Source organism: Maribacter sp. 4G9 (genome assembly GCF_002742265.1).
In the GTDB taxonomy this organism is placed as follows: Bacteria; Bacteroidota; Bacteroidia; order Flavobacteriales; family Flavobacteriaceae; genus Maribacter.
Genome location: NZ_MDGL01000045.1, coordinates 81682 through 105657, shown reverse-complemented (window position 1 = coordinate 105657; position 23976 = coordinate 81682). Strand labels below are relative to the sequence as shown.

General features: G+C 40.5%; 13 protein-coding genes. 7 read left to right on the top strand and 6 right to left on the bottom strand.

The window, feature by feature from the left end; genetic code table 11:
* Positions 1-157 (top strand): integrase core domain-containing protein (locus tag BFP75_RS22680; RefSeq protein ID WP_165776559.1); only part of this gene is annotated, 157 nt, incomplete at its 5' end.
* Between the two features lie 85 nt (positions 158-242).
* Here the strand turns inward: BFP75_RS22680 and BFP75_RS07100 are convergent.
* From BFP75_RS07100 to BFP75_RS07075, 6 genes are all read right to left on the bottom strand, one after another.
* Positions 243-1514, bottom strand: a complete 1272-nt coding sequence (locus tag BFP75_RS07100; RefSeq protein ID WP_099544546.1) for an NAD(P)/FAD-dependent oxidoreductase — start codon at positions 1512-1514, stop codon at positions 243-245.
* Positions 1514-2257, bottom strand: a complete 744-nt coding sequence (locus tag BFP75_RS07095; RefSeq protein WP_099544545.1) for a glycerophosphodiester phosphodiesterase — start codon at positions 2255-2257, stop codon at positions 1514-1516. Before BFP75_RS07095 ends, BFP75_RS07100 begins: the two co-directional genes overlap by 1 nt.
* A 76-nt stretch (positions 2258-2333) precedes the next feature.
* On the bottom strand, positions 2334-4103 hold the full coding sequence (locus tag BFP75_RS07090; protein WP_099544544.1) for an alpha-amylase family protein: 1770 nt from the start codon (positions 4101-4103) through the stop codon (positions 2334-2336).
* Between the two features lie 50 nt (positions 4104-4153).
* Entirely contained in the window at positions 4154-6460 is a 2307-nt protein-coding gene (locus BFP75_RS07085; RefSeq protein WP_099544543.1) for a glycoside hydrolase family 65 protein, read from the bottom strand.
* Between the two features lie 53 nt (positions 6461-6513).
* Positions 6514-7167 carry a beta-phosphoglucomutase gene (pgmB, locus tag BFP75_RS07080; protein ID WP_099544542.1) on the bottom strand — a complete coding sequence of 218 codons (654 nt, stop codon included), beginning with the start codon at positions 7165-7167 and terminating at the stop codon, positions 6514-6516.
* Between the two features lie 152 nt (positions 7168-7319).
* Complete coding sequence (locus BFP75_RS07075; protein ID WP_099544555.1) at positions 7320-8336, bottom strand: LacI family DNA-binding transcriptional regulator; 1017 nt, start codon at positions 8334-8336, stop codon at positions 7320-7322.
* A 359-nt stretch (positions 8337-8695) separates the two neighbouring features.
* Between BFP75_RS07075 and BFP75_RS07065 the strand changes: the two genes are divergently transcribed.
* The 6 genes from BFP75_RS07065 to BFP75_RS07040 all read left to right on the top strand — a co-directional run bounded on the left by BFP75_RS07065 (position 8696) and on the right by BFP75_RS07040 (position 23850).
* On the top strand, positions 8696-11710 hold the full coding sequence (locus BFP75_RS07065) for a SusC/RagA family TonB-linked outer membrane protein (RefSeq protein WP_099544540.1): 3015 nt from the start codon (positions 8696-8698) through the stop codon (positions 11708-11710).
* Positions 11711-11720: 10 nt separating this feature from the next.
* A complete protein-coding gene (locus tag BFP75_RS07060; RefSeq protein WP_099544554.1) occupies positions 11721-13310 on the top strand; it encodes a RagB/SusD family nutrient uptake outer membrane protein in 1590 nt (529 codons plus the stop codon).
* Between the two features lie 111 nt (positions 13311-13421).
* A complete protein-coding gene (locus BFP75_RS07055) occupies positions 13422-16715 on the top strand; it encodes a VCBS repeat-containing protein (RefSeq protein ID WP_099544553.1) in 3294 nt (1097 codons plus the stop codon).
* The gene (locus tag BFP75_RS07050; RefSeq protein ID WP_123803353.1) at positions 16693-17286 is read left to right on the top strand and encodes a hypothetical protein; all 594 of its coding nucleotides are present in this window, start codon (positions 16693-16695) and stop codon (positions 17284-17286) included. The genes BFP75_RS07055 and BFP75_RS07050 overlap by 23 nt, the downstream gene beginning before the upstream one ends.
* Complete coding sequence (locus BFP75_RS07045) at positions 17255-20596, top strand: VCBS repeat-containing protein (protein WP_240531720.1); 3342 nt, start codon at positions 17255-17257, stop codon at positions 20594-20596. Before BFP75_RS07050 ends, BFP75_RS07045 begins: the two co-directional genes overlap by 32 nt.
* The gene (locus BFP75_RS07040; protein ID WP_099544537.1) at positions 20596-23850 is read left to right on the top strand and encodes a VCBS repeat-containing protein; all 3255 of its coding nucleotides are present in this window, start codon (positions 20596-20598) and stop codon (positions 23848-23850) included. Before BFP75_RS07045 ends, BFP75_RS07040 begins: the two co-directional genes overlap by 1 nt.
* Positions 23851-23976: the final 126 nt, after the last annotated feature.

The window sequence follows — 23976 nt, the reverse complement described above, 5'->3', positions numbered from 1 at the left end:
GGAACAGACAAGGATTTGGATGGAGGATTACAACAATCATAGGCCACATAAGGCCTTGGGATATCTGTCCCCAAAGCAATATTTGGAGCTTAATTCCTTGAGCGGTACCGCTCAAGGAATTAAAAACAATAACTTTGATGAAGTTTTAGAAAAATAAACAGTTCTATCTAGGGGAAGCTTACACCTTTCTTTGCCCACTCACATTGATTCCCCTTAAAAATGCGATTTTTTTACCCATCCTTTTACGTTCGATCAAAACTGTTGACGATTCCCTGAGCCGCCAAAAAACCGCCCGTCCAGGCATTTTGAAAATTAAAGCCCCCTGTTATCGCATCAATGTTTAATATTTCACCAGCGAAATAAACATTTGGGAGCACTTTGCTTTCAAAGGTTTTGAAATTGACCTCCTTTAAGTCCAAGCCCCCTGCGGTCACAAATTCCTCCTTAAAAGTACTCTTCCCATTTACGAAGAACAGGCTTTCCGTCAATTGTGCCGTTAAGTCCTGTAACTGGTTTTTGCTTACTTCTGGCCATGTAAGTGCATCATCGATACCTGATGCCCGCACCAAATTGGCCCATAATCTTTTTGGGATATCCAAAACCTTGGTTCTTATAACGGTCTTTTTCTCCACCTGCTTCACTTTCATAAATAATTCCAGGAGACCGTCGGCATGATAGTCCGGCACCCAGTTCACTTTAATCCTGAACTCATACTCATAGGATGCCAAAATCCGTGCGCCCCATGCCGAAAGCTTCAAAATGGCCGGGCCGCTCATTCCCCAATGGGTAATCAACAACGGCCCTTCCGATGACAGGATTTCGCTATGGCCCACACGACCGTTATTCCTTCGAGATTTTATTTTGTCCAAAACGGCAACTTCGGCATGTGTACTTATACCCGGTATATTTTTGATGCGTTCGTCCTGAATATTGAAGGTAAACAGCGAAGGTACCGGAGGAACGATGGTGTGGCCCAAACCGCTCAATAGATCCCAAATTTTGGGGTTGCTTCCAGTAGTCAACAACAACTTTTTGGATCTATACGTTTTTTTGGCAGTGCTTATTTCCCATAGATCCCCTTCGTCAGAAGAAATATTCATAAATCCCGTAACGGTACAAATTCGAATGATATGTACGCCCAATCTATCTGCTTCGGATGTAAAACAATCGATAATGGTCTGGGAGGAATCCGTTGTAGGAAACATTCTGCCGTCCTCCTCTATTTTTAATGCGATGCCCCTTTTTTCAAAAAACCCGATGGTATCTCCACTGGCATAGGTATGAAAAGGCCCTAACAACTCTTTTTCCCCTCTTGGATAATTGGAAACAAGATCAGCTGGATTGAGCTCGGCATGGGTAACATTGCATCTTCCACCCCCCGATACCTTAACCTTGGTCAGAACTTGCTTTCCCCGTTCAAGGATGGCAATTTTCAACTGGGGTCTAGCCTCGGCGATATGGATGGCCGCAAAAAAACCGGCCGCTCCGCCACCAACTATGACCACATCGAACATTACCGTACCCTTTCAGGATAATTGGTAATGATACCGTCAACACCAATTTTTTTCATGGCATCAATATCAAAATCCTCATTTACGGTCCAAACATTTATTTTGAATCCTGCTTTCCTGATTTTTTTGGCAGACTCCATATCCAGATTTTTATAATAAGGGTTGATAGCCACAGCGTTCACTTCCTTAGCCACAGGAATGGCGTCCACAGGGTTATCCTCGGTTAACACCGCTATCTGAACAGTGGGGTTCAGTTTTCGCATTTCCCGTAACTCGTCCCATTTAAAACTGGAAATGATAAAATTCTCAGGAGACCATCCCTTTTTTTCTATGTAGTAGTTCATGATATAGTTTACCTTATCGGCGGTTTTATCTCCTTTTAATTCGATGTTCAAGGCAACTTTATTGTCAATTAATTTTAGGACATCCTGCAACATGGGAATCTTGTGTCCCCCATTTACGATTAATTTGCTTAGGTCGAAAATATTGTACTCCTCGATCTTTCCGGGGCCGTTGGTCAATTCATCCACAGTTTCATCATGAAAAACCACAATTTCCCCGCTCTGTATCTTAAACACATCTATTTCTATCATATCAACGCCCAAATCCATAGCCTTCTGAACGGAAGCCAGTGTATTCTCGGTTTCATGACCCATGGCACCCCTGTGCCCAATTACCAATGGTTGTCTCATATTACAGGAAGCTAAGGTTATTCCACTTAACAAGATTGAAAATACTTTTTTCATGTGCTAGCTATTGTGTTTTAAACGGTCAAATATAAGTAACCCTCCAGAAAGTTATTGGGATGGATGCTTACATAGACTATAAAATTTCAAAAATAAAGGATTTCAATGGTTCAAGATGTAGGTCAATATGGCCTTCTTTATCTACAATGTTCAATATGTTTTTTTTATCGGAAAGGATGTCCTTCAATTCGTGGGTACCATCCCTTAATCCCCATTGTTCCAGTAGCTCACTTGGCACCTTTAAATCGAAGGAAAAAGAATCAGTAACATCAAAATTAACGATGATGATCAATTTCTGATTTTTAGACCATCGCGCGTACGAAAGCAACCTATGGTTATAATTTTGGGTACGTTCCTTATTAAAAAAATGAATTTCCCTACAATCTCCCATTAGGGCTTCGCTTTCCAAGGTGAAATTCAACAATCTTTTATAAAAAACGCGTAAATGCCTTTCCTCGTCGCTTAACTGTCCCCCATCAAATTTTTTGTTGTTCATCCATCTTTGGTGGTGGGGCACCCCAACGTAATCAAAAATAGAGGTTCTGGAAGCGCTTCCAAACCCCGGATTTTCGGCTGCGGGCTCCCCTACTTCCTGACCAAAATAAATCATGGTTGGGGAGGTGCTTATGGTAGCGGATACCACCATGGCGGGCATTCCTATTTTGGCATTTCCCACAAATTCCGGACTCGCAATACGTTGTTCGTCATGGTTTTCCAAAAAATGGAGCATGTGGTGTTCTATATCCTTAAAGTTGTTCTGAACTACCGGAATATGATCGGACCAGCCATACCCCTTCATGATATGCTTCAATCCGTCATAGAAATCGACCTTATCATATAAATAATCCATTTTTCCTTTATGGATGAACGTTCTGTAGAGGTCTGGATTATAAACTTCGGCCATCAATAGGGCATCCTCGTTCCGCATTTTTATGTAGGAGTTCATAAAGCTCCAGAATTCCACAGGAACCATTTCGGCCATGTCATAACGAAATCCATCTACCCCAAAATCCAACCAATACAGGGCGATGTCCCTAAACTTGAGCCAAGAATCCGGCACATCCCTATGTTGCCAAAAACGAAAATGCTCGGTACAGTCCTTTTCCCCAAAATCATACGGTAGCAGGTCGAAATCCAAACCTCCATCCGGTTTTACCCCATAATTTATGCGCACGGTCTCATACCAGTCGTTCATATCGGGCTTCGAACTTCTGGAACCGTTACCCGTCCATTTAGCGGGATTTTCCTTTAGCGTTCCGATATAAGTATTCTTTTCGCCACCTAAAGGAAGGTAGCCATCCTTCCAATTCGGAACCTCAAAAGAGGAGCCCGGTATATAGTAAAAATTATTGTTTTTCCGATACTCTTTACTGGTATCGTCATCGGCACCAAAACTACCTACGCCGTTGGGGTTAGAGATACCTTGATAATCCCGGGCAACATGGTTGGGAACGATATCCATAATGACCTTCATACCATGCTTATGGGTCCTATCTATAAGTTCCTTAAATTCCTGTAACCTGTTGGCCGGGTCTAGGGCCAAATCCGGATTCACATTGTAATAATCCTTTACGGCGTAGGGAGAACCGGCACGACCTTTCACCACATTGGGGTCATCATTGGAAATGCCATAGGCCGTATAATCCCTAATAACGGCATGGTGGGGCACCCCGGTATACCAAATGTGGGAAACACCCAGATCACGTATTTCCGATAAGGCTTTATCGCTAAAATCGGCAAACTTGCCCACTCCGTTTTCCTCAATGGTTCCCCAGGGTTTATTTGTCGTGTTGGTATTACCAAAAAGCCTGGTAAAAACGTGGTAGATTACTACTTTTCCTTGCATTTTTCAATCGCTAATTCAAACAAGAAGTCCGGCGGGCATATTATGGGGTTCTAGTGTATTTTTAGGGGAGCTTTGGGCAACAACTCATATTCGTTGCCCCGCACCAAGATCGACATTCCGTGATCCCCGTTCAACTCAAAAGTTAATTCGCCGGAAGAGACAATGACCTTGATTATCCTGTTCCTAAAGTTCACCTTAAAGGAATATCCCTCCCATTGCCATGGGATTCTTGGATCAAAGGACAACCCATCGTTTACTATGCGCATTCCCCCAAAACCTTCTACAATACTCATCCAGGTACCTGCCATGGAAGTTATGTGAAGCCCCTCCTCCACTTCCTTATTGTAATCGTCCAAATCCAACCGGGAAGTTCTTAGGTAAAAAGTATAGGCCTGTTCCATTCTTCCCAATTTGGCGGCCTGAATACTATGAACACACGGCGACAAGGATGATTCATGAACGGTGAACGGTTCATAAAAATCAAAGTGCTTTTCCAGTTCCTCCAAGGTAAATCTATCCTCAAAAAAGTAGAATCCCTGAAGTACATCGGCCTGTTTTATATATGGAGATCTTAAAATTCTGTCCCAGCTCCACTTTTGGTTTATTGGTCTTTCCGTCCTATCCAAATCGGCGACCTTAATCAAATCCTTGTCCAAAAAACCATCCTGTTGAAGATAGACACCATATTCCTCCGAATATGGGAAGTACATAGCATCGGCCACCTTTTTCCAGGATTCACATTCCGTTGAGGACAATTTGGTCTTTCCAATGACCCTTTCATAATCCTCTGGATACCCTTCCGCTACTTTGGCCAATTGCTCCAAGGTAAATTGGATGCACCACTGGGCCAAATAATTGGTGTACCAGTTATTGTTCACGTTATTTTCGTATTCATTGGGACCGGTTACACCCAAAATAACGTATTTGTTCCTGTAGCCGGAAAAATTCGCCCTTTGGTGCCAAAAACGGGCAATTCCTATAAGTACTTCCAAGCCCATTTCAGGAATGTAGGAGTAGTCTCCGGTATATCGGTAATAATTATAAATGGCAAATGCTATAGCGCCGTTTCGATGGATTTCCTCAAACGTTATTTCCCATTCGTTGTGGCATTCCTCGCCGTTCATGGTTACCATAGGATATAGGGCCGCGCCATTCGTAAACCCAAGTTTCTCCGCATTTTCTATGGCCTTTTCCAAATGGTTGTACCTGTATTTCAACAATTTTCTGGCAACCAGTTCATCTTTTGTGGCCATATAGAATGGAATGCAATAGGCTTCCGTATCCCAATAGGTACTACCCCCGTACTTTTCCCCGGTAAACCCTTTTGGACCAATGTTCAGCCTGGAATCCGTACCTAGATAGGTTTGGTTCAATTGAAAGATATTGAAACGTATCCCCTGCTGGGCTTTTACATCCCCTAGGATATTGATATCGCTCATTTCCCAAATGCCGGCCCAAGCTTGTTTTTGTTTTTCCAACAAGTTTTCAAAGCCTATATTGGAGGCCCTGTCCAATACATCATTGGCCGCATTTAACAGTGTATCCTCCGGATGGTTTCTGGAAACGGTATACCCACCAAATTTGGTCAGTTTTAAATGTTCCCCTTTTTTTATGTGCTGAGAAAACTTCAAGGATACAAAGTTGTCTTTGGAGACATCCAGATTTCCAGATATGGAAGTGCCCATATAATCCAAGGTTGCTTGCATGAAGGTACAGGTCTTAAAATGTGTCTTCATGGTGTGGGCCTCTATGAAGGCCCTGTTGCCCTCAGAGAAAACATGTGTGGTGTTCCAAAATTTATCATCCCAATTACTGTCCTCGTTTGTAATGCCGCTATCCAAATAAGGAAAGAAGGTTACCTCTCCATCCATATTCTCCAGAGATATATCAAAGGAGATAGCACCTACCTCGTCCAAGTCCAAACTCAAAAATCTGGTAATATTGACCTGGACTTCGGCATTGTTGTCCAAAACTGCGCTATAGCTTCTTTTGTACCAACCTTCCTTCATATTCAGTTCACGCCTAAAGCCCGATACTTTTTTGCAGGTGGCCAAATCAAGTTCCAACCCATTGACAAACACCTTAATTCCGATCCAATTGGGAGCGTTCAAAACCTTGGCGAAATACTCTGGATAACCATTTTTCCACCATCCGACCCTGGTTTTATCCGGATAATAAACCCCTGCAATATAACTGCCTTGAAAGGTTTCACCTGTATAGGTTTCCTCAAAATTGGCACGTTGCCCCATGGCCCCGTTTCCAATACTGAAGAGACTCTCGGAGGATTTCACCCTTTCCGCATCAAAACCTTCCTCTATTATGGACCACTCGTTAGGTTGTATATAATCCTGATTCATATTTTATTGGGATAAAGTAATTCTTTTAACGTTGTTAGGCCGAAAAAGAAGCCCTATTGAAGTAAGTCGTTTAAAAATTCATCTGTCATTTTCGTAAAATCCTTGAAATTATAGTCCGCCTCATGCAAGGTGCTTGGTTCCCCGATTCCTATACTGGTCATTTGGGCAATATTGGCCGCTTGTATCCCGGCTACCGCATCTTCGAATACCACGCAGTTCTGTGGTTCTGTATTAAGGTTTGAAGCGGCTATCAAAAATACTTCGGGATCCGGCTTTGCCTTGGTTACACTATTACCATCCACAATGCTATTAAAATATGGTAAAAGACCCACTTTTTCCAATATAGGTGTAGCGTTTTTACTGGCGGAACCTAGGGCTATGGGCACTTCCCTATTTTTAAGAAATTGTAGGACGCGAGGTACATCGGGTAAAATCTCGGAAGCATCCATCTTTTCAATATAGTTCAAATAATCCTCATTCTTTTCTATCATCCATTGGTCAAATTGTTCTTGTGAAGCACTAATATTTCCTATTTCTAAAAGTATTTCAAGACAACGTTTCCTACTCACGCCTTTGAACAATTCATTTTGCTCCAAGGTAAATTCAAAACCCAATTCGTTGGCCAATTTTTTCCACGCGAGGTAATGGTATTTGGCGGTATCTACAATGACACCGTCCAGATCAAAAATAAACCCCTTCTTTTTCACACATTTAAATTTTAGTAATTATTTAAAAATAATCTACTTATAAAATTGAGAACGTGTGCAAGCGCTGCACGCTCCCATTATAATTTCAAACATTCCTTTTGTGAAATGATTCAAAAAATTTGATAATGCTCGTTTCATGCCGGCAAAAGTAATTAATTGATGGTGGATTCCCTATGTATCAAGGTAGCGGAAATTACCTCGGTTTTATAATTCCCTTCTAGATCGTTTTCTATGCGGTCAATCAACAACTTCGCCGCGGTTTCACCCATAAGTTCACCATGTTGGGCCACGGTGGACAACCTAGGTGTTGAATATCTTGATAAAATTCCATTGGTAAATCCGATGAAGGAAATATCTTCCGGCACCTTTTTTCCCTGTCTTTGGACCACGTCCATACACTTAATGGCAAATATTTCGTTGACACACAGAACGGCATCGATTTCATTATTTTCAAAAAAGTTCCAGATTGGAGATTCGTCCTCACTTTTATAGGGCAAGCTCAAGACCAATGCGCCATTGTAATCCAATCCATTTTTCTGTATTGCCGTTTGATACCCTTTAGCCCTGTCAAAACTTACATTAAAATAACCCTCCGTGGTTATTAAGGCAATATTCCTTTTCCCTGTTTGGATCATATACTCCACCGCCTCATAGGCTATTTCGGCATCATTGAGAATTACCTTATCACATAACACCTCGTCTGAAACCCGATCAAAAAGTACAAGGGGAATTCCTTGTTCCAAGACCTCATTGAGATGGGTATAATCGTTCTTCTCCTGTGTTTCGGCGGAAAGGGACATAATGAAACCGTCTATACTACCATTGGCCAAGAGTTCCATATTAAGAACCTCCTTTTCAAATGATTCATCAGAGACACAAATCATGACATTATAGCCTCTTTCCCCGGCATAATGTTCAATCCCCCTAAAGACTGTTGTAAAAAAATGATGGACAATATCAGGTATGATTACACCAATATTTTTTGTCTTTTTGTTCTTGAGACTTAATGCAATATTATTTGGGCGGTAGTTATATAGCTTAGCGAAAGCTTGAATCTTCTCCTTTGTATCCTTACTGATTTCCTCACTATTTTTCAATGCTTTGGAAACCGTAGATACAGATACTTCCAATTCCTTTGCGATTTGTTTTAACGTGACTCTCTTTTTCAATTGGAAAATTGTATTAGGTGGAATAACAAAAAGTAGCAAATTACATAAATTTTAGAATAAAATTTAAACCCGATTCAAATAGAAGGGTTTTGGATTTCTTTAAGTATTTGACAAGAAAAGGTTAAGAAAAAATTAAATCCACATATTTGTCTAAAATTGCAATTTCACATTTTAGGTTTATTATTTTTACGATTTGTATGTTTAAAAACCTTCTAAATTCATAAACCTTTAATTTTCGTAAGTTATCAACACGAAAACGGTTTCGTGACTTGAATTTCTGATACAATGGATTTGTTTCTGACATTTTTGCATATTTTTAACGCTTGAAATTAATTAAACTCAACTTAAATTAACATTTTATGAAGATTACGCTACTAAAAAGCTTGGCTGTTCTTGGGGTCTTTTTGTCCTTTGGTTTGGCGCAAGCCCAGGAGGTTTCCGGTACCGTTTCAGATGCTAGTGGCCCACTACCGGGTGCCAGCGTTGTTGAAAAAGGTACGACAAATGGAACCCAGACAGATTTTGATGGTAACTTCTCCCTTTCGGTAGGAGACGACGCGGTATTAATATTTAGCTACATTGGTTACAAAAACCAAGAAATACCAGTGGGCGGTCAAACAACTATTGATGTAACCTTAGTGGAAGACACACAGGCTTTGGATGAGGTAATTGTTGTAGGTTACGGTAACCAAGCAAAAAAAGAAATCACATCTTCAGTGGTAAGTGTTAGTACGGAAGACTTTAACCAAGGGGTGGTGCAAGAGCCTACGCAGTTATTGCAAGGTAAAGTTGCCGGTTTAAGTGTTGTAAACAGAGGAGGCAATCCCAATGCTGAGCCAGTTATTCGACTTAGAGGTATTTCCACCGTTGGAGGAAATCAACAGCCTTTAGTGGTAATAGATGGAATCTTGGGAGGTTCGCTGGCTAGTGTAGACCCTGCGGATATCGAAAACATAACCGTACTTAAAGATGGTTCGGCAGCTGCAATCTATGGTTCAAGAGGTTCTGCCGGTGTAATTGTGGTCACTACCAAAAGAGGAAAAGGAAACCAACCATTACAACTTTCCTATAATGGACAAGTGGGTGTTTCAACAATTGCCAATCAAATAGACATTATGAACCGTGAAGAGTTTTTAGCAACGGGAGGTAATGATTTGGGTAGCGATACCGATTGGAGGGATCAGGTAACCCAAACCGGATTTGCTCAAGTTCACAACATCGCAGCTTCCGGAGGTGGTGATGGTTTTAATTTCAGAATTGCCGGTAACTTGAGGGACACCGATAATATTTTGATAAACACAGGTTTTCAACAGTTCAACCTTAGAACCAATTTTACAGGTTTCCTTTTTGACGATAAACTAAAGATTGATGTTAACGCCGCCTTTACACAGCGTGATTCACAAATAGGGTTTAACGAAGCTATGCGTTATGCTACTAGTTATAATCCAACAGCACCTGTTTTTGGGGACGATGCGCCATTCGCCTTTAATTCGTCACAATTTGGTGGTTATTTTGAAACATTGGGGCTTTTCGACAGCTTCAATCCGGTTTCAATAGCTGAATTGAACAGAAACGATGCAGCTGCTACCACATTGAATTATGGAGTTAATCTAAATTATAAGGTTACCGATAACCTGACATTCAACCTTAACTATGCCGCTCAAAACATCAAGAGGGATAATAATCAATACTATCCAACCACCAACCTATGGAGAGGTAATGCCTTAAGCCCAACAAGACGAGGAAGGGCAGATTTTAGAAGTGAGGAACGTAGGTTTAGGTTATTGGAAGGGTATGCAGCATATAAGGGAGCCGCTGAAAAATTGAATTATACGGTCACTGCTGGTTATTCATTTCAAGAAAATGATTACAATTTCAACTATTTCCAAGTAGGGGATTTTCCTCCAGGTGTGGATTTTGATTGGAGTAATAATATTAGCGTTGCACAGGATTTATTGGAAGCAGGACGTGTTGTTGCAGACAGTGGCCGTGAGGACGGAGATCGAATCATAAGGTTCTTTGGTAGGGCTAATGTAACTTTTGACGATGCCATCTTTTTTGATGCCTCCATAGCACGTGAAGGTTCAAGCCGTTTTGGTTCCGAAAACCAATGGGGTATCTTCCCATCCGTAGGCTTGGGTGCTGATTTGAATAAGTATTTGGAATTACCAAACATCAACCTCTTGAAGGTTCGTGCCGGTTGGGGTCTTACAGGGGCTATTCCACCATCCGTAGGTCTTTACCAACAAATCTTTAACGTACAAAACGGTTCTGACGGTCAAAGTGGTGCTGCCACAACACAAGCTGGAGGTCGTGCTGCCAACCCAGACTTAAAATGGGAAGAAAAATCCGAGTTCAACTTCGGGGTTGAATTTGCAATGGATCGCTTTGGAGCCACAGTCGATTACTTTGTTCGTGACATTAATGACTTCATTACGTTGGCCAACATAGATGCGGCTGAAAACAATGGATTTAGCCAAAGATGGCAGAACTCTGGACGGTTGGGTGTAACTGGTATTGAATTGTCTGCTAACTACGATGTTGTAAGAAATGATAAACTGAAGTATAATACTGGTCTTATCTTCACTCACAACAAAAACATCTTGGAGGAAAACCCACAAGGTGACCAAGTCCTCGGTAACCTTGGTGCCCCAGGCCAAAATAACACCAATGTTGTTAGGGTTAAGGAAGGTGAGGAAATTGGACAAATTTGGGGACCCGTTTTTTCAGGAGATGTTGATGCCAATGGGACACCAATACTTGTAGATATTAATGGAGACGGTAATTTGGTTACCGGCCAAGGTAGTGCTTTGGACGATGATGCCGACTTCAGGGTATTAGGAAGTGGTATTCCAGATTTTGAATTGGGCTGGACCAACCAAATAACGTATGGTAATTGGGATGCTAATGTATTCTTTAGAGCCGTAGTAGGACATAGTTTGGTAAACAGTTTTAGAGCCTTCTATGAGCCTATTATTGGATCACAGGCTTCCTACAACTTTGTGAACACAAGTTTGGCTAGATCGGATATTAGAACAGCTCAGTTTAGTGACTATTATGTTGAGAAAGCTGATTTCTTGCGTTTGGATAACATGTCTGTTGGATATACTTTTAACATGAAAGAGGATAGTTATATAAAAGGTTTGCGCTTGTCATTAGCTGGTCAAAATCTTTTCACTATCACTGGTTATACTGGGGTGGACCCGGAACCTTCCTTACAGGATGGTGGATTGGGATTAAGTAACTTGGAAGGATCCACACCCAACCAAAATATACAACAGGTACAGGCTAACCCTTTAATTGCGGGTATCGAAAGAAGGGAAGCCTATTTTACAAGCACCACGATTACTTTAGGTGTTAATGTTAATTTCTAAAAAAAAAATTATGAAACGTATACTAAAACTAACATTGGCAAGTGTAGCATTGATTGCCTACTCTTGTACGGATTTAGATGATGAATTGGAAGATACCATTACCGAAGAATTCTCTATTGAAGGAGTTTCTGTAGGTGGTGGTGAGGATGGAGGTCCTCTATTGGCTCCATTTGGAAGACTAAGGTCTGGATCTGCGGGCAACACCGGTTTCTTTGCTTCTCAAAGTGTACCTTCCGATGAAATGGCCGTAGGCCAAAAAGGAGGCGACTGGTTTGACGGTGGTATTTGGATTCAGCTACACAGGCATACTTGGGATGCCGCACACGAAAGAATTGGTGAAGCTTGGAACGATGCCTATGGGGGAATTGGTGAGTGTAATATTGCTTTATCTGGAGGGAATTTGAATGCCAATCAAACAGCTCAAGTGAGAGCACTTAGGGCCTATTTTTATTGGAGACTTCTGGATTTATTCGGACGTGTTAAAATCGTAACGGAACCTGGAGGGGATGCACCACAATCAGAACGTACGGCGGTTTTTGATTTCGTAGAGAGTGAATTGTTAGCCTCTTTGGGCATTCCAGCAGTAACTGCAGGAATGGATTTATCCGGTAGTAACTTAGGAACTGAGGTCAATAATTATAGAATCAACCAATATGCAGCATTGGGCCTCTTGGCAAAATTGTACTTGAACGCAGAAGTATATACGGGTACGCCAAGATATCAAGAAGCGGATTGGGCAGCATCCTACATTATTGATAATAGTCCATATATTCTTTGTGCGGAAGGATGTACCACTCCAAACTCATCAAAAAGACCCGAAGTAGACTCCGACCCTGAAACTTTGGAAGGTTATCCTGCAATTTTTGCCCCGACCAACGAAAACAATCCAGAAATCATCTGGTCCATTGAGTACAATAACACAAATTTAGGTGGTATGAACTTTAGCCAAATGACTTTGCATGGACCTAGTCAGTTAACTTATGGTTTGGATGAAGCCCCTTGGAACGGTTTTCAGGTATTGGAAGAGTTTTACAATAGTTATGAAAATGGCGATTTAAGAAAAGAAGCAAACTTCTTGGTAGGTCCACAAACTGATTTTTCTGGAAACGCTTTGATTGATTTCGCATCGGATGACGATGATCTTCAAGTGGTATATACTCCTGAAATCAATGAATTAGAACCCAATTCCATCAGACAATCTGGAGCGCGCATGAAGAAATTTAGTTTTGAAGTATTGGGTCGATCAAATATGAACAATGACTACCCTATTATTCGATTGGGAGATGTGCATTTAATACGTGGTGAAGCTCGAGCAAGGGCAGCTGGGGATTGGAGTCTTTCCCTACCAGACGTTAACGCTATAAGGTCAAGAGCAGGTGTAGCGCCGCTAACATCTATCGATGCCGCAGAATTCTTAGCAGAAAGAGGACGTGAAATGTTCCAAGAATCAAGCAGAAGAACAGATCAAATCCGTTTTGGGACGTTTGACGATGTATGGTGGGAGAAAACCAATACAGATGCCTATAGATCTTTGATGCCTATTCCAATAGCTCAAATTAATGCATCTGATGGAACATTGACCCAAAATCCTGGATACTAATAAAGTTTAACATATTTTAATTAAAGGGTTGTTCGTAAGAACAGCCCTTTTTTAATAAGATACATACCTTTGTCCTTTGTGACAAATGCCATAGAATGGATATTTCAAAAGATGAAAATTAATCATTCCTTCATAGGATGGGTTTGCTCTTTACCATTTCTTGCAGCATCATTGGCAAGCTGCAAAAAAAAAGATTTCAAAGAACCTATTCCCCTTTTTGTATTGAGGGATAGCATTACCGGTATTTATTTTGAAAATAAATTGGTTTATGACGAGGAATTCAACCCCTACCTTTATCGTAATTTTTATAATGGTGGAGGGGTCGCGATAGGTGATATAAATAATGATGGCCTAGAAGATATATATTTTACGGGCAATATGGTTGACAACAAGTTATTTCTTAATAAGGGAAATTGGCAATTTGAAGACATTACAGCGAACGCTGGAGTAGCATGCCCCAAAGTCTGGTCCACAGGTGCCACCTTTGCCGATATTAATAACGATGGATTACTAGATCTTTATGTTTGTAAAGCAGGTAGACCTGAAGGCACCAATAGACACAATGAACTTTTTATAAACAATGGAGACCTCACCTTTACAGAATTATCCAAAGAATATGGCCTAGATATTGAAGGGCTCTCGGTACATTCCGCCTTTTTCGATTATGACAAGGACGGGGACTTAGATGTATACATACTTAACAACTCTTTGCGTTCTATTGGAGGTTTCGATTTAAAAAAAGACCTACGGCTAATCCCAGATGAAAATGGCAATAAATTTCTACGCAACGATGATGGTGGATTTATTGATGTCACCAATGAAATTGGGATATTCTCCAGTAAAATAGGTTTTGGCCTTGGTATAACACTTGGTGATTTCAATAACGACAACTGGACGGATATTTTTATTTCGAATGATTTCTTTGAGCGGGACTACCTCTATATCAACAACACCCAAGGTGGATTTAATGAAAATTTGGAAAATTACTTTGAATCCATTTCCATGGGTTCCATGGGGGCAGATTTAGCGGATTTGGACAACGATATGTTGCCAGACCTAATCGTTACGGAAATGTTACCCACCACCGAAGAACGAAAAAAAACAAAAACCCTATTCGAATCTTGGGACAAACAACAACTTGCTGCAAAACAAGGTTATTTTAACCAATATGCCCGAAATGCCCTTCAGAGGAATCTAGGCAACGAATCCTTTTTGGAAGTAAGCAGGCAGGCAAATGTGTCCGGAACCGAATGGAGTTGGGGAGCTCTCCTTTTTGATATGGACAATGACGGCTTAAAGGATATTTTTATCAGCAATGGAATTTATAAAGACCTTTTGGACCGTGACTATCTAGCTTATGACGCCAATGAAGAGAAAATACGAAACAGAATTGCCAAACAGGAAAGAAATGTCATCACCTCGCTTATAGATGCTATGCCTTCCCAGGCGGTCCCCAATTCAGTATTTCATAATAAAGGTAGCTTCAACTTTGAAAATGCCGCTGAAAATTGGGGTTTAAGTACTCCCAGTTTCAGCAACGGTAGTGCCTTTGGGGACTTGGACAATGATGGTGATCTTGATTTAGTAGTAAATAATGTAAATATGCCCTCTTTTGTTTATGAAAACAAAACAGACACCTTAAACCACAGAAGTATACAAATCACGCTCTTTGAAGGGAAATTAAGGGCAATAGGTGCCAAGGCAATGATAAAATCAGATGGAAAAATAATAGGGTATGGTGAGAACTTTGTATCAAGAGGGTTTCAAAGCAGTGTGCCTTATGGTCTCCATTTTGGAGTTGGCAACCTTTCAAAAATTGACTCCTTGATAATTACTTGGCCAAACGGCGACATTAGCACGTACACCAACTTAAAAACAAATGAAAAATATAGATTCTCCCAACCAAAGAATGATTCTATATCTTCCAAAGTCTTGCTAAAACCCAATAAATATCCTTCCCTTCTAAATGAAATTGCCCCTTTGTTTAATTTTGAGCATACTGAAAATCGCTACATCGATTTTGATAATGAAAGGTTATTGCCCCATATGAGCAGTAATGAGGGTCCGGCCATGGCCACAGCCGATATAAATGCGGATGGTAAACCGGATTTCTTTCTTGGAGGTGCCAAAAACCAATCGGGAAAGCTTTTCATTTCAAATAATAATGAATATACTGAAAATGATATCCCTTTCAAAAACGATGCCGGCTCTGAAGACACCGATGCTTTGTTTCTAGATGGGGATGGGGATGGGGACCTTGATTTATATGTGTGTCACGGAGGCAAGGCATTTTCGCCTTATTCCATAGAGCTTAATGATGCTTATTACATTAATAACGGCTCCGTTTTTACAAAATCCAAAAGTTCTTTAAATTTTAGCAAGACCTTTAGCTCATCCGTAGTTACGGCATCGGATTTTGACAAGGATGGGGATATTGACCTATTTGTTGGGGAACGCTACAAACCAAATGTATACGGCCTACCCGTATCTGGATACCTACTAAAAAATGACGGTAAAGGAAATTTCAACATCGCGGAAAACCCACTTTTTCAAAATATAGGTATGATTACCGATGCTATGTGGGGAGATATCAATGATGATGGCTGGGACGATTTAGTAGTTGTTGGGGAATGGATGCCTATTAAAACTTTTATAAATAATAAAGGAAGCCTTGAAGACGCTAGTGCATCCTATGGACTTAAAGAAAGTTCAGGTCTTTGGAAAACGGTTGCCTTGAAGGACCTTGATGGAGATGGTGATATTGACATCATAGCAGGCAATATTGGTCGCAATGCTTTTTACGAGAAGAACATGAAGATATTCATTGCCGATTTTGATGGGAATGGCTTTCAAGAACAATTGATTTGTAAAGAACTGAACGGTAAATACTACCCAATAGCGGATAAGGATGAATTGATTTCCCAAATACCTTCCTTGAAAAAGAAATTCTTATACTATAAGGATTATGCCAAAGCCGATATGACCATGATCTTTTCCGAGGAACAACTTGCAAACTGCTATATTACCGAACTTGATATAATTGAAAGTATGCTATTTATAAACGAAAGCGGAAGATTCAAAGCAAAGGTACTTCCAGATGAAATACAATATGCGCCAGTATATGCAATCTACATGGAGGATATTAATAACGATGGATACCAAGATATGTTTCTTGGTGGAAATCAATACATGGTAAAACCTCAATTCGGGAGGTATGATGCTTCAAAGGGATGGGCTATCTTTGGACCGCTTATTTCTCAAAATTCTGAAGCAAACGTCATTCCACTTTTTATAGAAGGCCAAATACGAGCTTTGGAATGGGTTAATTTAGAAGGAAAAAAAATACTAACAATTGGTACTAATAATGAAGAAGTTCTTTTTTATGAATTCAAGAATAATCAATAGAATTGGTATTCCCTTTATGTTTTTATTATTCTTGAGCTGTTCCACTGGTTCAGAATATTCAAAACTTATAGAGCGTGAAATGGCCACGGGCGAAATTCATGATTCCCTGCTATTTGATATGAAATTCGGTCAATATAGAATGGAGTTTTTTAGTGCTTGTTGGCAATTGAACCAGCAAGGATTGGTCTCCAACGGACCGGGAAATCAAACCGTGAAATATAAATTACCCTTAAGTGCAGACGCACCTTTGGAATCTGAAATCACCTTGCTTTTCTTTGGAGATTTCAATGATGATAAGATTATGACAGGTATGGATTTGGAATTCTTTTACAGTGCATGGTCCATATGGAACAAAAAATTACAATCAGATAAATTAGTGCCGGTTGTCATGGATACCTTGAAAAAGTGGTACCCAGGAAATGATTTCATTAAAGTTCCTTTGGAAAAGGATAGTACCCATCTCTTGGTAAAAGTGGATGGAAACCGCAGAATAGTAATAAGGCCAATAGATGACGACCGCATTGTAAAGGCAAAAATAGATGACCTTAGGTATGTGCTGGAAGAGAAATAATAAAGCGATATTTGATAAGATGCTGTTGAGAATAGGCGCATTTGCTTTTTTGACTTTATTACTATCCTCCTGTAATGACAAAACCAGTGAGCCCATTACTGTTGAAAAAGAAACAGTTTTCAAATTGCGTTCGGGCCAAAGTACCGGAATCGATTTTGTAAACGACTTAAAATACGACCAGGAGTTCAACGTCTATAGATATCGTAATTATTACAATGGTGGTGGGGTTGCCATTGGCGACATAAACAACGATAGCCTACCCGATATTTACTTCATCGCCAATCAAAAAGAGAATAGACTCTATCTCAACAAAGGCAATTTTCAATTCGAGGATATTACGGAAAAGGCCCAGGTTGGAGGCACAAGACCATGGTCCACAGGAGTAAGTATGGTAGACATCAATGCAGATGGCTTTCTGGACATCTATGTTTGTAATTCGGGCGACTTAAATGGCGAAAACAAGCAGAACGAACTTTTTATTAACCAACAGGACGGCACTTTTAAGGAAATGGCGTCAGACTATAATCTAGATGACAAAGGTTTTTCTACACATGCGTCTTTTTTTGATTTTGACAAGGACGGGGATTTGGATGTCTACATACTTAATAATTCCTATAAGGCTATTGGTGGTTTTGATCTAAAAAAGAACGAGCGGAATAAACGCGATATCCTTGGCGGTGACAAACTCATGGAAAATGTAAATGGAAAGTATATTGATATCAGCGAAAAGGCCGGTATTTATGGAAGTGTAATCGGGTTTGGTCTTGGGGTAACCGTTGGGGATGTGAACAATGATGGTTGGGAGGATATTTACGTATCAAATGATTTTTTCGAACGTGATTATCTATATATAAACAATCAGGATGGCACCTTTACGGAATCCCTTGAAAATCAAATTACCGCCATAAGCGTAGCTTCCATGGGAGCGGATATGGCCGATATCAACAATGACGGCTATAACGATATCTTCGTTACGGAAATGCTTCCATCGGAATATGAACGATTAAAGACCGTAACCACTTTTGAAGATTGGAACAAATACCAGTTAAACCTTAATAGTGGATATTACCATCAATTTACAAGGAATACGTTCCAGCTAAACAATGCGGACAATACCTTTAGTGAAATTGGTAGGCTAAGTGGCGTGGAAGCATCGGATTGGAGTTGGGGCGCTTTGATATTCGACATGGATCATGATGGACTAAAAGACCTTTTTATCGCCAACGGGGTCTATCAGGATTTAACGGACCAGGATTATCTTACTTACATTTCCAATACCGAAATCCTCAAATCCATGATTACGACGGATTCGGTGAACTATGCAAAACTAATTGACCTCATTCCTTCGAACAAAGTTGAAAACCATGCCTACAAAAACCTTGGTAATTTGGAATTCGAAAAATATGAGAAATCCGGTTTGCTTGTGGAGAGCTTTTCAAACGGGGCTGCATACGGTGATTTGGACAACGATGGCGACTTGGATTTAGTTGTCAACAACCTGAACATGGAATCCTTTGTCTATGAAAACACTATAATGGATTCCAAGAAATCATACTATCTCAAGTTTGATTTAAGGGGCGAGGGCAAAAATACCCTCGCCGTAGGCTCTAAAATTGAGGTACTCCCCTACAATATCACAGTAGAAAATCAACCAGTACGTGGATTTCAATCCAGTATGGACATTAGACCGAATATTGGATTGCCCAACAATCAAAACATTACGGTAAAGATCACTTGGCCATCGGGCAAGATTACCAAAGTGAATGACATCCGGATAAATCAGACCCTTGTTCTATATGAAAAAGATGCCCAACAAACAGCATCGAACAAATCTCCTTTGGAACCCCAACTTTTCAAAAAAGTAGCGGGGCTAAGAGATTTCGTCCATCAAGAGAATCGCTTCGTTGATTTTGACAGGGACCGTCTTCTTAATCATATGGTTAGTACAGAAGGTCCTAAAATGGCTTTTGGCGATGTAAATGGTGACGGCAAGGAAGACCTTTTCATAGGTGGTTCTAAAGGGAACTCGCCAAGTCTGTTCGTCAACACCGATAAGGGCCTCGTCCTAAAAAAGACGACCGACTTTGACCAACACAAAAATTCCGAAGACATGGAAAGCGTGTTTTTCGATGCAGACGGTGACAATGACCTGGATTTGTACGTATGCAGTGGTGGTATCGAATATTCGCAGTACTCCGCAGAATTCTTGGACCGACTCTATCTAAACGATGGTCATGGGAATTTTAAACTCTCAGATCAAAAGCTTCCTGTGCGCAACACCTTTCATAGTTCTTCCACTGTCGATGTTTCTGATATAGACCACGATGGCGACTTGGATCTATTTGTGGGTGAGCGTATGATTCCCTTAAAATATGGTATGGCGGGTTCGGGCTTTTTATTGGAGAATGACGGCAAAGGCAATTTTACGGATATTACCAAAACCGCCGCACCCTATTTTCAGGAAATGGGTATGATTACCTCCGCCCTCTTCCAAGATCTGGATGATGACAGAGATGAAGATTTAATTATTGTTGGCGAGTTTATGGGCATTGAAATATTTACCAATGAAGCCGGAAAATTTGTTAGAAAGGCAGATAATCCTTTAATGGACTTAAAAGGCTGGTGGAACACCATTGTCCCCAGTGATTTGGACGGTGACGGCGATCTTGATTTCATCGTAGGAAACCATGGATTGAACAGTCGGTTTAAGGCTAGTGAAGAGCTACCCATCCGCTTGTATTCCGCGGACTTTGACGGAAACGGGTTCATTGACCCCATACTCACATTTAGAAGAGAGGATGGACAGGATTATCCTTATGCCCTTAGACATGATTTAATCGAACAAATAAAGGCGATTACTAAAAAATATCCGGATTATCAGTCCTTCAAAGATGCCTCGGTCTCCGCTATTTTTTCTGAGGAAGCCTTGAAAGAAGCAAAAACATTGGAGGCCACCACGTTGGAATCCGTTATACTTGTAAACAAAGGAAACTTCACTTTTGAGGTTTTGCCACTTCCCATCACCGCCCAATTTTCCACCACCTATGCAATTGCCGCCAACGATTTTGATGGAGATGGGGACCAAGACATTGTATTAGGAGGTAATCTATACAACGTAAAACCAGAGGTAGGACGTTACGACGCCTCCTATGGCGTGTTTTTGGAAAACAAGGGTGGTCTAGAATTTGAACCAACAAAAAGCGGAAGAGGCTTTAAAGTTAAAGGGGAAATTCGGGATATGGGCATTTCCGATAAGAAGTTATTCGTAAGTAGAAATCGGGACTCCATAGCCGTATTTAAATTCAATTGATGAGATATTTACTAATAATAGTGGCTACGCTCTCTTTACTAGCGTGCACCAAAGAACCAAATAATAAATCTGCCACGGAAAAGGCACATATTTATTTCAGGAGTGTACCCGCGGATAGTAGCGGAATCGATTTTTCCAATGACCTTGTGGATACTAATGATTTAAATATTATCGAATATTTATATTACTACAATGGCGGAGGAGTGGCCATAGGTGATATCAATAATGACGGACTTGAGGATATCTACCTGACGGCCAACCAGAAACCGGACCGTCTCTATTTAAATTTAGGAGGATTAAACTTCAAGGATATTTCTGAGGAAGCTGGCTTACTTATGGATGCAAGCTGGTCAACCGGGGCTACGATGACCGATGTCAACAATGACGGTAATTTGGATATTTATGTCTGTAAAGTAGGTGATTACAAGAGTCTCAAATCCCACAATGTACTTTATCTCAATAATGGCGATGCCACCTTCAAAGAGGTATCCAAGGAATACGGGCTAAATTTTTCCGGATTTTCAACCCAAGCCGCTTTTTTCGATTACGATAATGATGGAGATCAGGATATGTATCTCTTAAACCATTCCGTTCATACGACCAGAAGCTATGGAAATATTTCCCTACGACAAGAGAAAGACTCTCTGTCCGGCGATCGGTTCTATGAAAATAAGCTAAATGAGGGAGATTCACTTTTTGTAGATGTAACGGATAATAGTGGTATTTATAGCAGTGCCCTTGGATATGGTTTGGCAATTAGTGTTTCCGATATAAACAACGACGGACTTTTAGATATCTATGTGGGCAACGATTTTCATGAGAACGACTATCTCTATATAAATCAAGGCGACAAAACGTTTAAGGAATCCGTAGCCGAATATTTTAACCATACCTCACGTTTTACCATGGGTGTTGATATCGCCGATATAAACAACGACCTGCTTCCCGATATCTTTTCGCTTGATATGATGCCCTTTGATGCACAAATCTTTATGAGGTCGGGCGGTGAGGACTCTGACAAAGTATATCTGATAAAAAAAGGGTTCGGTTTTGAGGATCAATATGCAAGAAACACATTTCAATTAAATACGGGTCAAGGCCATTTTGCCGATGTTACCCTTTTGACAAATACCCATGCCACGGATTGGAGCTGGTCCCCCTTGGTGCAGGATTTTGACAACGACGGCCAAAATGACATCTTTATAACAAACGGAATTTATAAACGGCCCAATGACCTCGATTACATCAATTATTTGAGCAATATCGATTTCTCAAAATATGAAAGAGAAGAACAAAATGAGATCGAAACTAAGCTGATTGCCCAAATCCCTACGGTAAATATTCCCAATGTCATCTTTAGGAATACGGGTAACTTGACCTTTGAGCGCCTTTCGGAGGCTTCCGGGCTCATTGCCTCCTATTCAAATGGAGCCGCATATTCAGATTTGGACAACGATGGTGATCTTGACCTCGTGGTTAACAACATCAACCAAACGGCAAGCCTTTTGGAGAATGAAAGTAAACGGGATACGAGTAAAAATTATGTCATCTTTAAATTAAAGGGAAATCAGGAGTACAATAATCCCCATGGAGCAAAAATCATAGTGTATTCGGTTGGGAATCATTACGTAAAAGAACTTACGACCGTAAAGGGCTTTCAGTCCTCTTCCACACATAAACTACATTTTGGATTGGGCCGTAGCACTAGGATAGATTCTATCCAAATTCAGTGGCTGGATGGAAAAGTACAAACAGAAACAGGTTTGGGCATCAATCAAGAACATATGATTACAAGAAAACCAAACTTACCTGATAATCTGAAAAAGGAAACAACCCAAGAGGAAAACTATGAATTTTTCAATTTTGTCCATTTAGAGAATAACTATTTAGACTACGATCGGGAACGTCTTATACCTGAAAAATTGTCTGCCGAAGGCCCGGCCTTGGTAAAAGCGGATTTCAATGACGATGGTTTAGAGGACCTTTTTATTGGCGGTGCCAAATATCAATCCCCTTCCCTTTACTTTGGAAACAGCGATGGTACCTTTTCAGAAGATAAAAATACAAGCCTTAGAAAGGATATCATTTATGAAGATGTTGATGCCACGGCATTCGATATTGAAAATGATGGTGATCTGGACCTTTATGTAATGAGCGGGGGCAATGAATTGGTTGAAGGAAATCCCAATTTGGAGGACAGAATCTATATCAATGATGGTACCGGTACGTTTGAACGCTTGGACATCCCTTTGATAAAAACCAATGGAGGCAGTGTTTCAGCGGCCGATTTTGATGGTGATGGTTATGCAGACTTGTTCATTGGCAATCGTTCTATTCCCGGAGGCTACGGACTCTCACCCTTGAGCTATATCCTGAAAAATGATGGCACGGGAAAATTCAGGGTTTTGCAACAGGAAAGAATAGGCATGGTAACGGACAGTGAATGGGCAGATTTGAATGCTGATGGATTATTAGATCTAGTTATCGTAGGTGATTGGATGCCCATTACGGTACTGATCAACCAAGGTAATTCACAATTATTGAACGAGACCCAAAAAATGGGGTTGTCAAACACAAACGGAATGTGGAATACCGTATCGGTTACGGATCTGGACAACAATGGCCAATCGGACCTATTGGTGGGTAATGCTGGCTTAAATTTTAAAATTAAGGCAAGTGTAGAGCGTCCCGTGAAATTATACATCGATGATTTTGATGAAAACCAACAACCGGATCCTATCATATTCTATGATTTCTTCGGGAAGTACGTGCCTTTTGCTTCTAAGGACAAACTTACCGAACAAATACCTTATTTAAAGAAGAAGTTCCTAAGCTATACCAAGTTTTCGAAAATTAAGGGCATTGAAAATTTGACCGGTAAAAAAGAGGAAGAAATTATGGAGACCAAACAAGTGCAAGAACTTCGTTCCATGGTCTATCTAAATCCAGGAGAAAATATCAAAGCGGTTTCGTTACCAATACAGGCTCAAATGAGTAGCATACAGGACTTTTATGTAGCGGAGGATGGGCAAATCTACTATATTGGAAATTTCAAGGGGCAAACTAACGAATTGGGTCAAAATATAGAAAATCCAGGGGGTGTCCTCAAAATAGATTCGAATAAAAACATCATCCACATAGGTTCCTTGGACCTACCCAAAGGTTTGGACACAAGAAAAATAATCCCAATTTCAAAAAACAGACTTTTGATTTTGACAAATAACGATCGCTCCTATTTGATTCAAGAAAAGTGATTTTTGGTCTCCTCAAAATTTATCTTACTACCATATCGACCAGTATTTCGAAGTAATTGAAGTCAGTGAATCTTACCTTACAAAAAATTTTCGGATAATTAATTTCCTTAATACCATGGTTTATAT